Raw genomic sequence first — 19,263 nt, forward strand, 5'->3', positions numbered from 1 at the left:
ATGGAATTCGTCGTGATGTACAGCTTGCGCGAAGGCGTCGATCGTTCGCACGTTCTCGAAACGTACCCGCGCCACAAGGCCTACTACGAGGCGTTCCGCGCCGACGGTGGCGGCCTCGTCGCTCTTGGCCCGTTCCAGACCCCCGATCCAGCTGGCGGGTCGATGGGGATCTTCACTTCGCGAGAGGATGCCGAGCGCTTCATCGCCGATGATCCGTTCGTTACCAAGGGGCTCGCAGACCCGCGAATCCTCGAGTGGAACGTCGTGCGTTTCGAGTAGGCACATCCGCCTTCGTGCGCGTCGGTGGCGGACAGGGCGCAGTGGAAGCCAGGGCTCCAAAATCGGTTGTGCCCACTAGGAGCCAGGTGGGGCACTTCGCACAGCTCAAGCTGTCCCCGGACCAGAGCCCTGCCACAGAACCTCGCTGATTTCGGTTGATTGAGAGTGAATCGGCCGTGGGCGTCAAAAACAAAAAACCCCGCCGTTCCCGTGTAAACACTGGGAACTGCGGGGTCCTAGCTGGTGGCTCCGACCGGCGTCGATCCGGTGACCTTTCGATTTTCAGTCGAACGCTGAATGGGCCCCCATCCCAACGGCAGCAAGGAACGCCCTCGGCCTACCAGAGGTTTACCAGAGGAGGTCTCCCGGCTTTCGTCATTTGATCAGCGAATCCAGCCCGGCCGCGGCCCTGAAGAAGTCGTCATCGAACAGTGCGCCGTAGGTGTTGATCGTCGTCGTACCGTCCTTGTGACCGGCTATACGCTGCACATGCTTGACGTTCTTGGTCACGGACAGATACAGGCTGACGGCCGTGTGCCTCAGATCATGGAACACCGGCGGCCGGAAATCCATGTCCCCATATTCAAGCACGATACCGGCCGACCGAAGCAGCCAGTCACGCTGCTCATCTGTAACGCTGGCTTCGGAGGCAAGCGCCCGCCACGTTTCCTGACCGATGGCACCCGCGTCAGGCAGTTCCAGATCGTATTGGAAGCCCGTCAGCGCCGCCAGCGTGACGTCGCCGAAGACCGACAGCCCACGCCGCGTCTCCGTGATGCCCAGACTGGCCTGCACGCGGCTGACACTGGTCGATGCCAACTGTCTGGCTGGCTCGTAGTACCGCCTCGTGAAGTTGGAGTTGCGCATGGGCAGCCCTTGAGAGGATGGGAAGAGCAAGGACTGCGCTGGCCTCCCCTGCACCACCAGGAGAAGGTCCTCCACAAGGGAAGCTGGCAGCGGAACGTCGCGCGCTGCGTGACCCTTGGTTTCGCCAAGAACCAGCCGACCGTTGACCTCGGAATAGGCCTTCGATACGGACACGTACGGCTGGGAACCGAGGTCGAGATCTCCGATGACCAGAGCCGTCACTTCCCCCCATCTCAGGCCGGTGAGTCCGGTGAATCGGACAAGGAGTTCATATCGCCCGGAGCATGCAGCGAGCCGCTCAAGCTGGGGACGGGTGAGGTAAACGGATTCACGGCCGGTGGTCACTTGCGGTACATAGTCACGTCCTCCCACAGAATCCTTGGCGGGATTCCGACCCAGGACCTTGAGCCTGACAGCATGATCAAGCATTCTGGACAACTGCTTGGAGGCCCTGGCTCTGGTGTCGCTGCTAGCAAGGGTACCGTTGACACCGTTCATGGTCTGCGTCCACCGGGCGACACCGGCGTTCGTCACGTTGGCCAGCGGGTAGTCCTGCCAGTAGGGCCTTATCAATCGGGAATACAACCATTCGTAGCCCTGTATTGTCTTGGGCGTGGCAGGACGTCTGCCGGACGCACCCACCGATTTGATTCGATCAATCCACAGGTCGTACAAGTCCGCGACGGTCATGCCGGCCGCTGACTTGGGGTCGATGTACGTACCGCCCCTCACCGACCTTGTTTGACCCATGACGAATTCAGCGGCTTCGTCCTTACTTGCGAACCGCCGCGTCTTCCATTTCCCTTCCGGGTCCTGAAACCCGGCCTCCCACCGTCGCGGTTTCAGCCGCGTGACACTTGGTCGCTCCAACCCGAGTTCAGACGCCCGACCCGTTTGGCGGGCCGCGAACTCCCTGGCCCTCGATTCAGTGTCGTATTCGTGTCGGAGCCGCTTCCCGGAGGCCGACGAGTACGAAACAGCCCAGTCCAATTTCCGGACACCCATAGCTCACCGCTTCCGGCGGAGATTGCGCATTACGTCTTCTGCGGTCAGTGCAGGCTCTCGCTCCTGACGCATGAAACCCTCGTCATCAGAATAGCCCTCGCCCATTAAGGCGGCCCACACCAAGCGTTCTTCAATCCCGTACTTGTCTGCGATTCCGCGCTGCGTCATACCGGCTGCCCGCAGTCTGCGCATCCCTGGGAATTGGGGATCGGTGTAGAGAACTGCAAGCGGCGTGAGTGCGCCGGAGGCGCGACCCTGTTCACCGGGGGTCAGCAGGAACCGTCGCCTTGCTTCTTTGATTCGCTGCGCCATAACTGAGGGCGACATTTCCACCAGCGCCGCGAGCGTTGCCGTCGCTCGGCTGTTTCCCAGCCGGATTTGCTCAGCATACTTTGCCGCCAGGGCTGCGTACTCGACATTGGTCCTCGGGGCTGTCTTGTCCCGCCATGTTTCAAACCGCTGCTCGATGAACGCAGTGTTGGTGGCGAGTTTCGCGAGCTGTTCCTCAGCGACCCGGCGCCTTCCTCGTGCACGGTCCACAGCGGTTTCAACGTACGAACGAACCTCATCGCTGTCCACATTCGGGAGGGTTTGCACTTGACCGGCCGGCAACGCCAGGACCTCAGCGATCGACCACGATTCGGTTGTGAAGTCGACCCTGAGTCCGATGGCCCAGCCGTCTTTCGGGCGGCGGATGAGAAGAGCAAAGTCCTCATAGAAGCGCTCCTGCGGCGGAGTCTGGGAATCATGCCATGCGAGAGCGACATCTTCGGTGAGCTTTCTAAGCACGGGGCTGGCATCTTCGGGCTTCATGCCTTCACTGTAATCGTTCATAGTCAACTCCCTTCGGTTCATGGTTGACAGCTTTGCGTCCATGGCGCTAACTTTAGTCCTGGTCATTCACAGCGGTCAAGTTTGAAAATAAGCGAAAAACTATGAAAGGACGTTATGGCAGATCCGCGATCAGGGCCCCCGCCCGGGATCCAAGAGTTGGAAATTACACGCTCGATTTACGTCACCCGCGCCGAAGCGGCGGTCTACCTGAATGTGCCCCCGCGCTGGCTTGCGAACAACACCAAAAGTGGCCCCCGGTACATCAAGGTGGGGGGCCTCGTGCGCTACTCCGTCGAAGCCTTAGACGCTTTCATGTCCGCACATGAAGGCCGGCACTAGCGGGACCCTCACTTCGTCGATCGCGGCCAACAGAATCCCCCGCCAACTGCAGGCGGCCAGCACAGCCGTCCCACATCATCTGAGCACTTCATCCCTGGCCGGACCAGCCCCTGGTTTCGTCCCCACCAATGGAGGTAGTTATGTTCCCCTCGACCGATCCGCCGTCATCTGAGGACGCTCCCGCGCCGCAGGCAGACGAGCCGCGGTGCGCTGAACAGGGCGGACGCAACAGCAACGCGTTCGCCGCAACGAACCCGCACCTGGACCGCTGGCTCGAAGCCGTCGGCGGAGATACTGCAGTGAGCCCCAAAGCTTTATCGGTCGCAGTGGCGATGGCCCGGTTTGTTGGCATCGGGCGCATCGCGTATACGAATTGGCAGTCGTTGAACACCACGCTTGCTCGTGACAGGCGGGATCGCGAAGTGCTCGCCAGCATGGGGGAACTTCAGTCTGCCGGCTACTTGACGCGCCATCCGGCCACCAACCACGACAGGGTGCCCGGGTGGGCCCTGCGGCTTCCGGAGGAGGAGCTGTGAGCGAAGCACTGAGCCAGCGGCTCAGCGTTTTCGACGCCCCTAAGGGGCGGCGAAGTCCATTACCGACAAAGTCGGGGTCTGAAGACCAGGCTGCGGTGTTCTACCCAGTAGAACTGCACCTGTCGTGGGCACACGTTCGACGCCCCGCCAGGGGCGGAGACCGATGACCTTGCCTTGGGGCAAGGCCACCCCCGTCGTCCCGAGGATAAGCCGAGACCAGACCCATTGTCCCGAGCCAACTGTTGCGTGGTTACGGACAGCGATGACCTTGCCGTGGGGCAAGGCCATCGGCCGGGGTGGCACAGCCTCCCCTCCGCAACCGAATTAAAGATTCGGCCGGTCAAAGCGGAGCGCAGCGCAGCCCGAAAGGCGGAGCAAGCTCCGCGTAACTCAACGAGTTTTTCATTGCCCTGCGTCGATTACAACCCACCAGACGACGAGAACCCGAGGTCACCATGCAAGATTCCATGTCCCGGCGCGCCCAGGACCCTGTTGAAACGCCTTGGTAGGCGAGGACCTTTGATTCCAGGAAACGTCACTATGAGCGTCGGGGACTTTGCCGCGTCTGCGCAGCCCAGGCGGCCTGGGGCCACCAACTGGCGTTCTCCCGGATCAATCCGCCGTGTCACGAGTGCCAGCCGCTCGTCGACACCTTCCCCGTCAATAAGCCAGGGTTGTGGAGGTCCCACTCTCCCCGCCGCGGAGCCATGTTCTCGTCCTCGGTTCGCCCCGGAAAGGGTCGCTAGAGGCCCTGGGTGTGGAATTTCCGACAACGGTACTGGCGAGCGGCAGCCAGAATGTCGTTCCCGCCTGACACCGTCAATCAATGCGCCTGTGGGGGCGCGCGATTGAACGGTCGCGGGCCGGGGAGCCGATCGGCACCCTTCGCATGACGTCCGGCGGAGGGTTCATTCTCCGGCCCGGATGGGTCAACCGGACCATGTCGTGTAGTTACCTTCACCGGGCCTCCCCACAGTAGATGGGGATCACGGCATGGCCGGAGACCGGTCTTTACTGCCCTACATCGAGGAATTTCCTCGGCCGCCCTCAATGGCGGCATTTCCCGTGCTGATTCCTCCGCGCCGTAATGGCACGCCCTTTTCCTCCCCGACCCCGTCCACAGCCGGCCCATGAGCCGATGGCCGACCTCTCAACTGGAGATTCCTTGTTGGATACGCCCTTTCACACCACAGCCGTAGCCCAGACGGCAGAACAAAGTGTCCAGTCCATGTATATGGAGCGCCGAGCGGCGGCGAAACTCATGGTCGTGTCTTGGACGACTGCGGAGTACCGCCAGGCCGTCGACCAGTCATCGCTAAAGACCCCGGTAAAGAAGACGCTGCATGCAATGGTCGGTAAGTCCGCCGGCGGCCTAACCACGATTGACAGGGCTAGCCTGTGTCTGATCACAGGGCTACGCGATGAAGGTACTGTCACGGAACACTTTAGGAAGGCTCGCGCCGCGGGCCTCCTTAGGAGTGTGCGCAGGTTTAAGAAAAGCTCCATCCACACGTTGCTCATCCCCGGGACCGATGCTTCGTCAGGCGATGTGCAACCGGGAAGCCAGCTGGCTAATTGGCATTCCTGGACAGCCGAGGAAATTGCGTGGTGGGATGGCCTTGATCCGGAGATCTGGACACCACCTCCCTGGCAGCCATGGCAGGGCCAGGAGCCGCCATTCTAAAAACCCCATTTTAAATAAAGAGAGCTATAGCCGGAAGGCTTGCGAAATTTATGGCCGTCGGTGGCGTCAGGGCGCTGCGGCCCGGTGCGCCCTGACGCCAGAATCTTCCCTGGACCTGTAACACGAAAGACCTCACGGCTGTGGGGTCGCTTAGGCGACCACCGCTCTGTTGGCTCAGTACGACACCGTTGCCCTCCATGGGCAACCCGTAAGCGAGGTGGTGAACGGTCCTCGACAGGTCAAGTGTCGCGGACCGGTCCGATGCGGTTCCTGACCTGTCGGCCGTGTGGGCCGACGGATCGGTGGAGGAAAGATCCAGGTGCCGCCGGGCATGGTCGCCCGGCAGTCAAGGCGGAAGTTTAAATCATATTTAAATGCTTTTGAACCCGTACGCGATCCCCGCCGCTATCACGCGCGGGCGGAGACGGCAGGTCGGGTGGGGGTTACCCCCACCCGTTCGACCATCCGGCGGTAGGCATCGGCTAAGGTCCCCGCGAAAAGGATGCCGTCCGGGCGCACCACAGAGCCTCCAGTCATTTCCTGACCGGAGGGTGTCGCGTATCTCGACAAGGATATGGACGTCGATATCGACGTCGACGTCGTGGTTCTCGGTCTCAAGGTATCCGTAGTGCCCAGTCCGGGGCCGCCCATTATTCGCGCGAAGGACCACTGGGGCCGCGCTCCGGAACTGCTGTCAAGGCGCTCAACGAGCGCGCGACTGGCCGGAGTCAATTCCGGTTTTTGCTGACCTTGATTCGTTGCCCGAGTTAGGCCTGCAACGGCTCGTTGCAGGCTTCGCAGCGCCGTCGGGCACCGACGCCTGTTTCTGCTATGACGAGGACTCCGCCCGGGTTGCGATCCCAGACCGTGCCGACGGTCAAGCGCCAGGCCGGGTGGAAGACTTCACCCGTCCGGGTGACGTAAACCTGGCCGGCACCGACCTTCGGCGAATTATCAGGTGCGCGGCGGAATTCCGGCTCGACCGCGTCCAAAGGACCGAGATCCTTAGCCTTCTTGTGTGCTTTTGCTGCTGATCGCCAAGAGCGGCCCTTTCGTGCTGACTGAATACTCGAATGCTACCGGAATGGTCCGGTAGCATCCGCGAGAGCATGGTCCAGCGAGGGACTGGCCGCTCTTCCATAGCGACTACTGTGCCTGCGTCCAACATGAGGCCGGACGCCGCTGCATCAGGCCGGCTCCATGCACTTGCGGCAGTCAAGGTCCAAGGTGGCGCTATAGGCACAGAAGTCCCAGAATGCAGATCGCCCTAACAACCTGGGCAGCCGTGGCCACACCATAGTGCACTCCGAAACGGCTCTGACCGGCTGACACCGTATAGAGACGCGCTAGCCGTGCCTGATGGCTGGGAGGATGAGCTTGGCCGGCACGACGCCCATGGCAAGAGACACAGGTGAATCATTAGGCGTAGTAGCAACGTCGGAGAGACGCAGGTGAGCCGGGATCACCGACGCCCATCGTGAGAGACGCAGGTGCGCCGGCGGTCGGGTTGACCTCGTCCCGCAGCATCTGGCAAGCAGTCCACGGACGTCGTTACGCCTACTCCCTCCAAGTGATGTTGTCCCGTATTTGGGTGATGGCGGTTTTGGTCACGCCATATTCCCGGGCCAGACGGTTTATCGTTCCGCGCGGTCCGGGGAGTTGAGCGCGGATGTCCGCGGCTTTTTTCTGCGTGAGCTTTGCATTGGGGTGGGCGGCGCCTCGACGGACTGTTCCGAGCCTAACCCTGTCATGACCGTTCTCTGCCGGTGTCGCCCAGCGGAGGTTGCCGGGGGTGTTGTCCAGGGGATTCCCGTTGTAATGGGCAACGTGCATGCCGGCGGCCGGGCATGGACCGTTCCACGCCTCGCAGACGAGAGTATGCACCCCTCGAGGATTTCCCTTCCCGCAATCGACGACGGCATAGCCAGGGACCGTGATGTAAGGCTTGAGGATCGTCTTGTGCCTACCGCGGACCCGCCCCAGGGAGCTCACCATGTAGCCTTCGTAAGCGGTCCGCCGCCATTCTTCACCGTCAATCTCGTCATCCGGATGAACCACCGAGATCTCGGAGATCCGGGTTCGATTGACGCGCGCTTTGGCATCCTGCTCCCTTTTGGCACGGACGGCAGGTGATGGTTGGTCGGTTGGGTGCGTCCGCAGCTTTCCCGCCGCAAGAAGTCCAACGTAGGAGCGTGAGCATCCGAAGAGCTCGGCAATCCATGGATGGCCGATTCCGGCAGCGATCATCCGCCGCATATGGAACACCTGTTCATCGGTGAATTTGGCAAATGGGTTGTTCATTCCCCCGGACGTGTCGTAATGGCCGTCGGAAGCCCTGTCCTTCATGTTCTCGGCGTGCGTACCTATCCGCAGGTGGGAGATTTCCACGCATGGCCGAATGCAACACGAGTGCAACAGAAACTGGTCAGGGGAAAGGATCTCGCCGTACTCGAAGAACCATGCCATGCGGTGAGCCAGCATCGTCTTTCCGTGGAACATGAATTTTCCATAGCCACGTGTTGTCAGGCCAGCAGTCCAAAGCAAGCATCCGCCGCCTGCCGGGCGCGTCTTTTCATAGAACCGCTCACGGTCAGCCGGCACGGCCCAGGACTCGACAGCGTCTCGTGGAGTAATTTCCTCCGGTCGCGGGGTTTCCATCACCGCACCTGACCTCTGATTTGCGGGACAAGCCTCGCTCCTGCGATGCATGTATCACTAGTAGAGCAGACAAGGCTGACAATGTCAGTTGACATGGATAAATGCCCACCCGTCCGCACCAGTCCTCCGAGGAGCAGATACAGCGGTGGACGGAACGCCGGACGATGGTCGGGGCGCGAATACGAGAGCTGCGACTGGAACAGGCACTCTCCCAGGAAGCGTTGGCACTGGAGTCCGGGTTGAGCCGGAACATGATCATAGGGATCGAGTGGGGCCGGAAGAGCGTGGCTTACGAGCGACTTTGGGATATCGCGGACGTTCTCGATGTTCCAGTGAGCCAGCTTCTGCTCCCACCAGATTCCGCCGCAACGATTTCCCCGTACCGAGGCGGTCGGCGACCCATGGGCGGGTAGCCCGCAGGGGAAACCAGGAAGAGCGCCCACGTACAGGCCCCAATAGCCACCGCAAGGGCCCCGGAACTTTGGCATCCGTTGTGGCGTCCGTTATCTGGAATGATTAAGTGGCTTCAGCTTGCGCGTGGTCGTTCAGACCGGACATCGGCATCAGGACACGTGATTGCTCCGGTTAGCCCCTGCCGGGCGCCCCCGCCGCGCCGGACCGCTGCACCCCGCGACGTCGTGGCGATCCGCAGTTGTGGCGGCCCGGAGCCGCTACCGCGTCCTACGGTGATCTCGCCGGACGTCCCTGCCGACCTGTAGGCAGCCTGGCCGGGGGTTTCCCGTCCTGGCCTTCGGGCTCTGGACCCTTGAACGGCCAGCTCATTCACTTCGTTGTCAGCGGCGGCTGTTAGGGTCCGGGCATGGATGAACTGTTGCTGGGACCGGGCTCCGCTGCTGCACGCGATCTGTCGGGCCGGTCCGGTTTCGACACCGCCTTCCTCGGCGTGCCGGTGCCCGTTCCGACCCTGGCAGGGGTCGAGACGGTCCTTCTGCCCTACACACATTTCTCGGTGCTCATGCGGCCGGACGAACGTCTGGCCGCGGTGACGGCCCTGGGGATTGACGGGGCGAAGCTGATGGACCTGGACCGTTCCGGCATCCGGTGGCGGCTCGATCCCCCGCTGGGCGAAGACCAGCAGACCTGCGAGAGGGTCTACGCCCGCAACGACATTGACCGCGGTCACCTGGTCCGCCGGGCCTCAGCCGTCTGGGGCGAGACCCGGGACGAGGCAGCCCGCGCCAACGAGGACACCTTCCACTACACGAACGCCGCGCCCCAGGCGGCAACCTTCAACCAGGGCCTGAGCCTCTGGCTCGGACTGGAAACCTACCTGCAGGACAACGCAGCCGACAACGGCCGGCGGCTCGTCGTGTTCACGGGCCCGATCTTCAGCGACACCGACCCCGCCTACCGGAGCGTAAACATCCCGCTGCAGTTCTTCAAGGTCGCCGTTTTCCTCCACCACGGGGACCTCGCCGCAACCGGCTACATCGTGGACAGACACCCGAGCTCGCGAACCTGCCCGACGTTCCGCGGCCCGGCGCCATCGACGAGGCTCCCCCGCTCGGCCCGTTCCGCACCTTCCAGGTCCCCGTCCGAGACATTGCCGCCCTGACAGGCCTGAACCTGGACCAGCTCGTAGCCCCAGACCGGATGCCAATCTCCCGCGCGCTGACCACCGCACCAGTCACCTCCACCTGGAGACCGCTGAACTCGCCGCTGGACCTCGATCTGGACTTCGGCCTCAACGACAGGGACTGCCCCCCGACCTGGCCTAACTTCCGGCACCGAAGCCACCCCGGAAGGCAGGCCCCGACGGTGGCAAAAACAACAGTTTGGGCACGGCAAAGCCCTGCAACGGCCGGCCCACACCAGACCGGGCCACCGGCCGCATCAGCGGACCGCCATAAGCAGTGCCCAAGGGCCGGGTGCACGCCCGACTTGCGGGGAGGGCCGTGGCAGGATGGGCCCATGGACAGGCTGTTGCGGCGCGCCCCGGACGCCGAATGGGTGCTGATGTACCGGCTCGGACTGAGCCGGCAACGCATCGCTGCCCTCGTCCGCGCCGAGCCCGCCGCCGTCGGATACCACCTGGCCATCGCCCGCCGCCAAGACCCCGGGCTCGAGGCCGAGCACCAGGCCGCCTCCGCCGCCGCACCCGTGCCGTTCCCCTCCCCCACGGATCTCGCCCGAATGGAAGAGGTCGTCGCCTGGGCCTTGGCCGAAGGCCGGCTGCCTGAAGGCCGTTCCGGCAACCGGGGCGAAAGGTCGATGGCGCGGTGGCTGTCCGAACGCCGGCGCGAAGCAGCCGAAGGCACCCTGGACCCGGCCTACAGCTCCGGTCTCTCCCGGGTACCGGGGTGGCTCGAAAACCGCAGGGAAGTTGAGGATGAAGCCCGCTGGCACCATCGCCTCGCCCAGCTCGTGGACTTCCGCGAGGAAGGCCAGGACTGGCCACGCCACCACGATTATGAGTCAGAGCGCGAACACACTCTCGGAGTCTGGATCCACACCCAGCGCTTCAAACGGCGCCGCGGCGAGCTCGACTCTGTGAAGGTCAAGCTTTTGGACGCCGCCGCTCCCGGATGGCAGACGGGGAGGACCCGAGGCCGCCCTCGCCGGCAGTAAGTGTTTGTGCCAGTCGCTGCTCCTCAGCAGGCCTCGTGCGCGAATGCATATCGCAGGGGCACGAACGCCCGCCCTCGCCAAATCAACTGTGGGATAGCAGCGCCACGCCCCCTTGGAGGCGAACTTTCGTGAGCACGTGCGGCTACATGCATTACCGGGCCGAGACGGTGAATAATCTGGGGGTTAGTCGGAGAAACGTGTGGCTGACGTCCTGCTCACGGGATACTCACGGTGAATCGGCCAGTGCGTCCAGGGCGGCGCTTGCATCTGATGCAGCCGTGCGGGCCGGTCGCCGCCTAAATGCCGAGGTGCCCCCTGATCGCCTTGATATCCTTGTTGCTCTTGGAAATCCGACGAGCTATGTCAAGTACAGCCCGCATGATTTCATCCAATCGAGCGGATTCTCCTTCAAAGCTTGTGGGACCAGGTGGTGGTGGTGGTGGCGGTTGTGGAGGAACACCACCAGGTGAGCCGCCATCGTCTAATTCTGTTTCGAATTGAAACGTGCGGATGATATCGATCAGTTCCTGAGGGCGATTATCCAGATCCAACACAGGTCCATACTTGGCAATAACTCGCTTCACAAGTTCTTCTTCGCCTGCCATCATTTGTCCCCTGAGAAGGCGTCCCTCCCACGGGGGCGCGAGGGCCCTAGCCTACTCCCGCAGCATTGCACCGTCTACGTTCTGATTGGGCGCTGTCTTGACCACGTTGTCAGCACCAGTTTGCGTCCTCGGTGCACGGGGGTAGCGGCGTGCCTGAATCTGTCGTCGGTGGTTCCGTCCGGACGCAGATTATTCCACACCACCAATTTCCCCGCCGTAGGTGGAATCAGCAGGTCCAGTTCCGGAAAGTACGTTTCCCCACCCTGCTTCGGCCCTTGTAGGTACAGCAGGAATGTCAGCGCCCTCTCGCCGGCGGCCTCACCACCAAAAAGTCCACCGTCATGGTGCAGCTCGAACTTTCCACCGTTGCGGTACCGGATCGCCTGCCATAACTCCAAATAGGACGGCTCGGTATCGAACAGGCCACAGACCCGGTTTTCGATTTTGACTAGGTGGGCCATCAACTCCGGGCCGAACCAGCCTTGATCGGCGCTGACACTCTGGCGCTTGTTACTGGTAAAGCTGACCAGGGAGTCGCCTTCGCCCTTGTCAACGACCTTGCTCTCCCGCCAGAGGCTAAATTTGAGTTCCTCGACGATCTTTCGGCATCGCTTCGAGGAAAGAAAACACTCCTCCCAGCCGATTCCATTGAGAGCAACGTCCTGGACTAGACTCATCGGGGCTCCACCAGTTGATGCATGATAAATGCTTCATAATCGCCAACACTGCGCTGGCAGCCCACAAGGCGCCGGCGGTGCGGCGACTCGGTAAACAGTGCACGCAACTGGTCCAGGGAGTCTTGGTTGACCTGTCTCCACTCGGGGTGGGTCTCCCAGTGTGGCTGGCGTGTCGCCCGGCTGTAGGCGTGCCAGCCGATGATCCGGTGCGGATGGAACATGTCCCAACCATGCGTATAGGCGCGCATGCTGGTGGCTACCTCGTCCCCAAAAAAATAAATGTCCGGATCGAATGCGATCTCTCTATTGAACTCCGCGCGGGCAAAAATAAAGTGCAGCGAAAGATACTCAGCCGAAACTGGCTGGTCAAGCGCCTGCCAATTGTAAATGGGATAACTGATTAGTCGAGTGAGAATCCCCTGGTCCCGCTTCCAAGGATAGATCTTGGAAGCATCCCGACGCCTCGCCCGGGACCCTCCGCCCGGAATGTAGGACGGCAGATAGGCCGTTAAAAGCGGTTTGCTAACCCCCGCTCTTTGAAGACTGGCATGCATATGAAGCGCCAGCTCATCCCATCCTCGAGAGAATCGATGATGGGAATCCAGTAATAACGTGAATTCCTCGCCTCCGGCTTCAGCCTGGATTAGATGCCTTGCCCAATTCGGTCCACGGCTGAGCTGGTACGGCGACTCCAGTATCGTTAAGTTCGGCAGCTCGTACACATCGCGGGGGAGCTTGTCCTCGGGGGCCTTCTGCCAAAGAACGACGGTGCGCAGGCGTTCCGGATGCTCCGCCATGCGATAGAGATTCACCAGGGTACGACCCAACTCGTTGTCACGGTAGGCCGGAATCTGAACAAAAATCCGCGCGCTCCCCGGAGGGATCCCCCTGTCCATAACCGGGATGATAGCAGCACACTCCACCGCTGGTTAGTGTCTTCACCTGAGAATGTGAGCGACAAGAGACCTGTTATGGATATTGACTAGCGCTCTTCGGCCGATTAAGACGAATCTACGCGACGGAACGCGCAGCCTGTGCGAGTGCCATGGCTCCCTGCAAGGGCAAAGTAACGGGCCCGGCAGGCTCCGGCGGGGTCTGTTACCGGCATTCGGGCTGACGGGTTTGAGGTCGTTATTGTCCTGGGCCCATCTGGAGGGCCTGACGGGGGCCGACCTGGGGTGTGTGATGCCGGGTGTTCGCCCGACTCGGCGCCGGGAGGCTGCCCGACGATTTCACACTCGGGGCGTACCACGCGCAAAAGGTGCGGAGCTTCGGCTCCTCACCCACAGTCATTTCTGGGAGCTTGGATTAGCACTTCGTTTCGCCATGGCGGCAGCACACCTAGAAGGGATCGTCTCTTGCCCAAAGACAAATGCCGCGACGACGGACAATCGGGACTCTACGACCATTCCCAGACGTGTCCCTTCGGCGGTCACCCCTCGTGCTCATGGAGAGGACGGCTTGCAGTTTCTTTTGGGGTTCAATGGATGACCGGTGGGTGCTTCGCTTGTGCTGGCGCGGAGCGTGCGCTGCTGAAAGTCCGGTTCCCGTCGAACCAGGCCACCGCCTCGGCGATGAATGTGTCCCCCTGAGCCGCGCCTGCCCACGAGAAGGCGCCTCCGCTCTGCAAGCTGGTGGTCTTCCACTCGGCGGCGTGATCGCCGAATTGAACACGTACGCGTACCCTTCCGCCGCCTGGGTCCGGGGCCACGACGCCGGAGAAAACCACGTTGTTCGCACCGTCCCAGGTACCGCTCAACGTGGCCTGTGTGCGTTGGCGTGGACGGATCTCGTACTCGACACCACCCCAGCGGGCAGAGCTTTCTGGGTCCTGACGCCAGGCGTGGATGCGGAAGCGCTGGTCGTTCGCGCAGCCGGACTCGATGACGGCATCATCGAGTTCTAGTAAACAGTGGAACCTTACGGTTGACCGGGCGGGAATAGTTTGTATCGGCGGAGTAATGGTGAGGGTCATACCCGCAGGGAGACCGTCTGGCTCGAGGTAGGCCACTTCCGGACCCACGCCCTCGTTGCGCACACTGAAGTCGAATTCGGTTGGAGCGTAGGGGCTGTTCTTGGTTGCCTCGAACTTATCGACGTTCTTCTGCGCGTGGTTGTTGGCGATCCATACGTCGTCAGAGCCAAGCGCAGCGCCTGATGAATCCTCGGGGATGCGGTAGTCCTCTATCTGCACCAGCAAGCAGGTGTGGCCACTGAATCCCGCCGGCACATCCCAATTCTGCAGGACCAGCTGTGCTGCGTTGCCGCCGGGAACCTCCGGTTGTGTCGTCGACCCGATCAGGTGATACGCGGAGAGATTGTTGACCTCCATGGGCTTTTGGCCATCCCCGGCGCCGGGTGGCTCGAAGTAGAAGAAATTCAGCTTGACATCGGTCGCTTTAACTTGCCCCCGGTTACGAAGTCGCGCTACCATCCAATGCTTTTCGACACCTGTCGGCGGCACATAGACGGTTTGACCCTGGTCGGTGGGTTGACCGAGGCCATAGGTAGGGGTCAGGTCGCGCGGTGTCGGCTTGTTGTCGCCCGGCCAATCCACCCACAGATCCGGGTTCTTGTAGTAGACGGGCGGATTTTCGAAATAAAGGTCGACGAACTCCGCGTTCTTCCGGGTTACCTTAATCCGGTACACATTGGCGTCGCCCTCGACGAGCTTGGTGTCGAGGACTTCGACGGTCATGCCCTTGACGGGAAGCTCAGGCGCGCGCGCCAAGTCGAAGCTGTCACCAGCGTTGTGCAGCACGTTGGCGGGGTTGAGCCATTGCACCGGGCGCCGGTAGAAGTTGTTAGTGGCGAAGCGCTGGTCCAGTGTCCAGGAGATGCAGTTGGTTATCAGCACACCGCCGCCGGGCGCTGGCAAGTTGTGGCTGAACCGGGCGCCGCGTTGGTGGGCCTCGATGAGGCCGAAGGTGGCGCCGTCGCCGCCGAAGTCGATGTATCCCAGCTGCACGACGGGTGTATTGGCCCCTACCGCGAAGGCAGCACGCGCAGATGCGACCAGGCTGTCGCGCCACACCTCAAGCGGCACCAGTAGCAGCTCCCAGGTGCGGGTCCGGTCTGCGTCGGGAAGCCCGAGGGGAAATACTCTGGCATAGTCGGCCTCGGTGCTGGCGCCGTCGGGAATCCAGCGAGACTGTAGTTTGTGATAGCCGCAGTGATGCGGCTCGCCGGGATGGTTATCCATCATGGCCCAGTCGCCGAGGTAGCTCAGCTCGTCGCGGTACCCTTCTTGGAAGTAAAGGTCGGCGTAGCCGAGGGCGTGGCCGACTTCGTGGATGATCATCGGGGTGTCTGGAACTCCGCTCGGCATGAAGATCGCCGCCCATGCGCATTGGGCCTGTACCTTCTTGTCGGTCTTGTCGACGACAGTGGTGATGTCTTCGGCGCCACGGAGGTCGAACGGACGGAACAGTGCGGTGACATTCCACAGCTCGGAGGGCAGGACCGCGTTGGGGTCGAAAGGGTTGGGGGCCCCCGGTTCGACCGGTAGCACCAGGATAGCGGTGTAGTCCTTGAACGCGTCAGTGGGGCGTCCGTTGTCTCGCAGCCGTTGCACTGCCGCGCTGAACGCGTCCTCGTAGAGCTGACCGCGGTCGCGCAGCGATCGCTTGAGGTTCTTCGTCGTGGCGCTGTTGGGAACGGTTTTGCTTGTGGTGAAAAGCGATTCAAGGCCAGAGCTGGACTTGAGATTGACGGTGGCACCGGGACCGCCGAAGCGATCAGAGATCGCGAACGAAGTCGTCAGCGCGCCGCCGGTGAAGGCTGCACTCGGTGGGCTGAGCCGGCGCTCGTTATAGCCGGCGCCGGCGGCCTCCTGTGCCAGCAGTGTTGCAACGTCGAGATAGCGTTCCAGCGTAAACGTATTGGTGACCGGGATGGTGCCGCTCAGTGTGCTGGCCAGACCGATCGGGTCCGCGCCCGCCAGTGTGGCCGAAGATGAGGTGACGGAGAGTTTTCCTCCTACGGTTTTTGTGCCGGCGAACGTGACGACTAGCGCGCCGAATTGCAGTCCGACCGCCGCTATCCGCACCACTTTCGGTGCGGCAAACGCTCGGGAGGCGATGCCGGAAACGGTCTCGGCGGCGGCCATTACGCCGTCGAGGTAGCCGGCGAGGTCGTTGAGCTTGGCGGTGACCTGACCGTCGTCTGCGATGTCAATCGTCTTGGCCGTGAACACCAACGTAACGGTTTTTGACATGCCATCGGGAAGTTTGACTTCAAACTGAAGTTTCTCGGTGCCGACGAACTTGATTTGCGCCGGGTACAGATCGATGTCGCGTCGGAAGCCGATCGCGAAGAACGGCACGGTCAGCGTCTTGGCCGGCAGGCCTCCGGTAAGCGGCGCAGATTCCAGTACGAGGCTTTCACGCCCGTCGAACTGCACGGTTTCGGTGCCGGTCAGACTTGGGCGGATCAAGTCGACGCGGGCCGGATCGTAATCGGGGAAATAGTAGTCGGCGACCTTGTGCCTAGGCAGCTTCAGCGGTCTCCCCGTGGGCCCGGCGTTCCCGCCGAAGACGTCGACGCTGACGTCTGTGAGCTGGCCGAAAGAGTTCTCGTCGTAGTAGTCGCGCAGCCGGGGCCCCACGGTGCGCGTCATGTATGCGGTGAACCCGGCCAGATCCGGTGAGCTGTATGTCTGGTCGCCTTCGATCACCGGCAGGATAAGCGCCTTGATCTTGGTCGGTGCGCTGGGCTGGCCGTACGACATCACGTGGGTTTCGCTGCCGTAGAACGTCTTTGATTCGATCGGGACGAATACGGGACGCTTCAACTCGGGGCGCAACCGGGTGGCGGCGGCGTGCACGTCGGTGAAGCTCCACCGCTCGGTGCTGCCGCGCAGGCTCAGCATGACCGCTGAATCCGGCGCCGCGGCGACGTGGATGCCGTGGCGTCCGCCCGACCACTCGAAGAGAAGGTTCATGTCGTCGGAGAGCAGTGACATGGTGTGGGCGCCGGCATCGGCGGCAAGGTAGTAGGCGCCCACGCGGCGAAGCGTGTCGACAGTGTAGAGAAGACTGCGCCCGCAGGGGCCCTTCCCGATCCCATTCGGAGGGTGGTGGTCGACGCGGGCGCCGTCACCGGTGACCACGCCGCCCTGCGGCGTCTCCACGGCGACGTCGCCGGTGCCAGGCTGACGGCCCGGATGCCCGCCGGGGGTCCCAACCGACGGTTGGCCACTCGGCTCACCTTGCCCGACACCCCCCGGGTGCGCTGGCCGGCTGCAGACCGGAACGCATGAGTAGCAGCCACCGCCCTTTGGGCGATTGTCCCCCTCTTGGCAACTGCATGGCGTCCCGCGCTGGTGGACGGACACCGACTGCCACGGCGTTGCGTCGCGGTCTTCGCTCAAAGCGGCAGATAGAACCTTCGTCGCGCGTGCGCGACGGTCTGTGAGCAGGACTCCTCCCTGTTGGCGTGGTTCGAGTCGAACCTGGCTGTGCTCGAGCGAGGTTCGAGCGAGAGTCTTGCGTTCGCGCAGACCGATTCGCAAGAGAACTGGAAAATGAGCCTCCTCGACGATATACGCGTCGGCGCCAGTGGCGGCCAAATGTGTTATTGGGTTAGCTGCGTCGTAGACGACTACCTGACGCTCGCCGTCGGTCAACAGCAGCAGGGTACTTGCGTGGTCGTGTGCGACCGCGACGACTGGGCCTAGTGCGCTATCGGCGATCGCCGTGATCTCACCGGACAGCTCGTGATCGAATGCGCGACGCGCCAGTATGGCAGGGCCGCTGGCGGTGAGCTGGTAGATCGTTAGGCGTGTCCCGTCGGATATGGCAACTCGCCTGCCAGCTTCGAGGAGGGTTAGCTGGACACCGACGCCCAGTGCCGTGGGTAGACCAATCACCTCACCCGATGCGCTCGGAGCTTCGCGATCCTGCGCGTCGCTGTCTGGTTCGCCAGTGCCATGTGGATGCCCGCTAGCCGAATCACCATTAAGAATCACTACGGCCCCCCTCGCCTTTATGTGAATCACAGCTAGCGAGCTAGCGGTGCCCAACACGAGAATCGTTCGGCGGAAACGGGCCGGCTACGGGAGGCAGCTACTCGAATCTGTCGGATCGGCACCAGGCCCGCTTCCGATGGCATTACCGCCAATGTGACGAGTGGGAGATGTCAACCGGGACTATCGTTTCACGCGAATGCCGATTGTCAATGCCCATCCCACGGCACCCAGAGCGGCGAACTGGATATTCATGGCCCCTGTCGAAGTGCAGCCCCCAGGCGCAGCCATATCGCCATCCTGGCATCTACGACAACCCGGACCTGGCCGCCCTCACGCTGACGCGGCTCGCCGCGGAGGAATCCGAAGGACCCCGGCGCCCTGGAAGGGCGCATGCTCGACTATCGGAACGGCCTGGAACGACGCAACGGCACCCCCTTCCTTGAGCTGGTGGTAATCACCCTTGCCCGGGTCCACTTCAAATCCCTGGACGATCTGGCCCGGGCCACCGGCGACGACTCGGCAGCCTTGCTGGACGCCGCCGAGGTGGAGGCGCTGGAAGGCCTCGATGGCCGTAGCTAGACCGCCGTCCGGGTCCGGGCTGCCGGCGGGCCTTGTCCCCCGCTGAAGGTGGCCCTGGCTCGGGCCGTCACGAGGATGCCACGAGCTGATGCGTTGCCCGGGAGTCTGTCCTATGAGCCCAAATGGGACGGTTACCGCTGCGTCGCGTTCCATGACGATACCGGTGTGACCCTGTGGTCCAGGCAGGGCAAGGAGCTCACCGGGTACTTCCCCGAGCTCGCTGCAGCCCTCGCGTCAGAGGTCCCGCCCAGGTGCGTGGTCGACGGCGAAGCCGTGATCTGGGCCGGGGGCAGGCTGGACTTCTCCGCATTGCAGCAGCGCCTGGGTGCCGGCCCTAAGACCGTGCCCGGGCTGGTGCGTCAGACTCTGGCCAGTTACGTCGGCTTCGATGTTCTGTCCGTGGCCGGACATGATGCGAGGGCGCTGCCGCTGGGTCAGCGGCGGGCGCTCCTGGAAGAACTGGCCCGCGGGTGGGCGCCTCCGCTCTCGCTCTCCCCCGTCACCACGGATCCGGACGAGGCGGCCAGGTGGTTTGAAGACCTGCCCCAAACCGGGATCGACGGACTGGTCATCAAGGGCAACGACCAGCCCTACACACCAGACGCCCGTTCCTCGGTTCCTTGTCCCGGTTGAACCGGTTCAG

Annotated in this window: 16 protein-coding genes; 8 read left to right on the forward strand and 8 right to left on the reverse strand. The window is 62.5% G+C overall.

Features of this window, described 5'->3' with window-relative positions; genetic code table 11:
• Positions 1 to 279 (forward strand): YciI family protein, encoded by a 279-nt coding sequence (locus BLQ10_RS12870; RefSeq protein ID WP_091562613.1) that lies wholly within the window; start codon positions 1 to 3, stop codon positions 277 to 279.
• 375 nt (positions 280 to 654) lie between these two features.
• Here the strand turns inward: BLQ10_RS12870 and BLQ10_RS12875 are convergent, their stop codons facing one another.
• Positions 655 to 1,836 (reverse strand): site-specific integrase, encoded by a 1,182-nt coding sequence (locus BLQ10_RS12875; protein ID WP_175558604.1) that lies wholly within the window; start codon positions 1,834 to 1,836, stop codon positions 655 to 657.
• 318 nt (positions 1,837 to 2,154) lie between these two features.
• Positions 2,155 to 3,027: a hypothetical protein gene (locus BLQ10_RS12880; protein WP_091562618.1), complete on the reverse strand. Its 873-nt coding sequence runs from the start codon at positions 3,025 to 3,027 to the stop codon at positions 2,155 to 2,157.
• Between the two features lie 114 nt (positions 3,028 to 3,141).
• Between BLQ10_RS12880 and BLQ10_RS22395 the strand changes: the two genes are divergently transcribed.
• Both BLQ10_RS22395 and BLQ10_RS12890 read left to right on the forward strand, forming a co-directional pair.
• Positions 3,142 to 3,324: a helix-turn-helix domain-containing protein gene (locus BLQ10_RS22395; RefSeq protein WP_091562619.1), complete on the forward strand. Its 183-nt coding sequence runs from the start codon at positions 3,142 to 3,144 to the stop codon at positions 3,322 to 3,324.
• Positions 3,325 to 3,464: 140 nt separating this feature from the next.
• Positions 3,465 to 3,860, forward strand: a complete 396-nt coding sequence (locus BLQ10_RS12890; RefSeq protein WP_091562622.1) for a hypothetical protein — start codon at positions 3,465 to 3,467, stop codon at positions 3,858 to 3,860.
• 2,451 nt (positions 3,861 to 6,311) lie between these two features.
• On the opposite strand, the gene BLQ10_RS12900 is transcribed toward BLQ10_RS12890, so the two are convergent.
• The gene (locus tag BLQ10_RS12900; RefSeq protein ID WP_091562627.1) at positions 6,312 to 6,536 is read right to left on the reverse strand and encodes a hypothetical protein; all 225 of its coding nucleotides are present in this window, start codon (positions 6,534 to 6,536) and stop codon (positions 6,312 to 6,314) included.
• Between the two features lie 565 nt (positions 6,537 to 7,101).
• On the reverse strand, positions 7,102 to 8,202 hold the full coding sequence (locus BLQ10_RS12905; RefSeq protein ID WP_175558605.1) for an HNH endonuclease: 1,101 nt from the start codon (positions 8,200 to 8,202) through the stop codon (positions 7,102 to 7,104).
• A gap of 164 nt (positions 8,203 to 8,366) precedes the next feature.
• Here BLQ10_RS12905 and BLQ10_RS23100 point away from each other — a divergent pair, with 164 nt between their 5' ends.
• The 3 genes from BLQ10_RS23100 to BLQ10_RS12920 all read left to right on the forward strand — a co-directional run bounded on the left by BLQ10_RS23100 (position 8,367) and on the right by BLQ10_RS12920 (position 10,791).
• Positions 8,367 to 8,615, forward strand: coding sequence for a helix-turn-helix domain-containing protein (locus BLQ10_RS23100; RefSeq protein ID WP_368086519.1), 249 nt, complete (start codon positions 8,367 to 8,369; stop codon positions 8,613 to 8,615).
• A gap of 407 nt (positions 8,616 to 9,022) precedes the next feature.
• On the forward strand, positions 9,023 to 9,778 hold the full coding sequence (locus BLQ10_RS12915; RefSeq protein ID WP_254785545.1) for a DNA/RNA non-specific endonuclease: 756 nt from the start codon (positions 9,023 to 9,025) through the stop codon (positions 9,776 to 9,778).
• Positions 9,779 to 10,134: 356 nt separating this feature from the next.
• Positions 10,135 to 10,791, forward strand: a complete 657-nt coding sequence (locus BLQ10_RS12920) for a helicase associated domain-containing protein (RefSeq protein ID WP_091562977.1) — start codon at positions 10,135 to 10,137, stop codon at positions 10,789 to 10,791.
• A gap of 296 nt (positions 10,792 to 11,087) precedes the next feature.
• Here BLQ10_RS12920 and BLQ10_RS22060 read toward each other — a convergent pair whose 3' ends face one another.
• The 4 genes from BLQ10_RS22060 to BLQ10_RS12935 form a co-directional block, all read right to left on the reverse strand.
• Positions 11,088 to 11,396: a hypothetical protein gene (locus BLQ10_RS22060; protein WP_175558606.1), complete on the reverse strand. Its 309-nt coding sequence runs from the start codon at positions 11,394 to 11,396 to the stop codon at positions 11,088 to 11,090.
• A gap of 74 nt (positions 11,397 to 11,470) precedes the next feature.
• Positions 11,471 to 12,073, reverse strand: a complete 603-nt coding sequence (locus tag BLQ10_RS12925; protein ID WP_091562635.1) for a prolyl hydroxylase family protein — start codon at positions 12,071 to 12,073, stop codon at positions 11,471 to 11,473.
• Positions 12,070 to 12,969, reverse strand: a complete 900-nt coding sequence (locus BLQ10_RS12930; RefSeq protein WP_091562638.1) for a GlcNAc-transferase family protein — start codon at positions 12,967 to 12,969, stop codon at positions 12,070 to 12,072. The genes BLQ10_RS12925 and BLQ10_RS12930 overlap by 4 nt, the downstream gene beginning before the upstream one ends.
• Before the next feature lie 584 nt (positions 12,970 to 13,553).
• The gene (locus BLQ10_RS12935; RefSeq protein WP_139164228.1) at positions 13,554 to 17,078 is read right to left on the reverse strand and encodes a hypothetical protein; all 3,525 of its coding nucleotides are present in this window, start codon (positions 17,076 to 17,078) and stop codon (positions 13,554 to 13,556) included.
• Between the two features lie 1,353 nt (positions 17,079 to 18,431).
• Between BLQ10_RS12935 and BLQ10_RS12945 the strand changes: the two genes are divergently transcribed.
• A complete protein-coding gene (locus tag BLQ10_RS12945) occupies positions 18,432 to 18,620 on the forward strand; it encodes a hypothetical protein (RefSeq protein WP_091562644.1) in 189 nt (62 codons plus the stop codon).
• A 75-nt stretch (positions 18,621 to 18,695) separates the two neighbouring features.
• Positions 18,696 to 19,253 (forward strand): ATP-dependent DNA ligase, encoded by a 558-nt coding sequence (locus BLQ10_RS12950; protein ID WP_091562979.1) that lies wholly within the window; start codon positions 18,696 to 18,698, stop codon positions 19,251 to 19,253.
• Positions 19,254 to 19,263: the final 10 nt, after the last annotated feature.

The sequence above is a fragment of the Arthrobacter sp. ok362 genome (genome assembly GCF_900102785.1).
Taxonomy (GTDB): domain Bacteria; phylum Actinomycetota; class Actinomycetes; order Actinomycetales; family Micrococcaceae; genus Arthrobacter.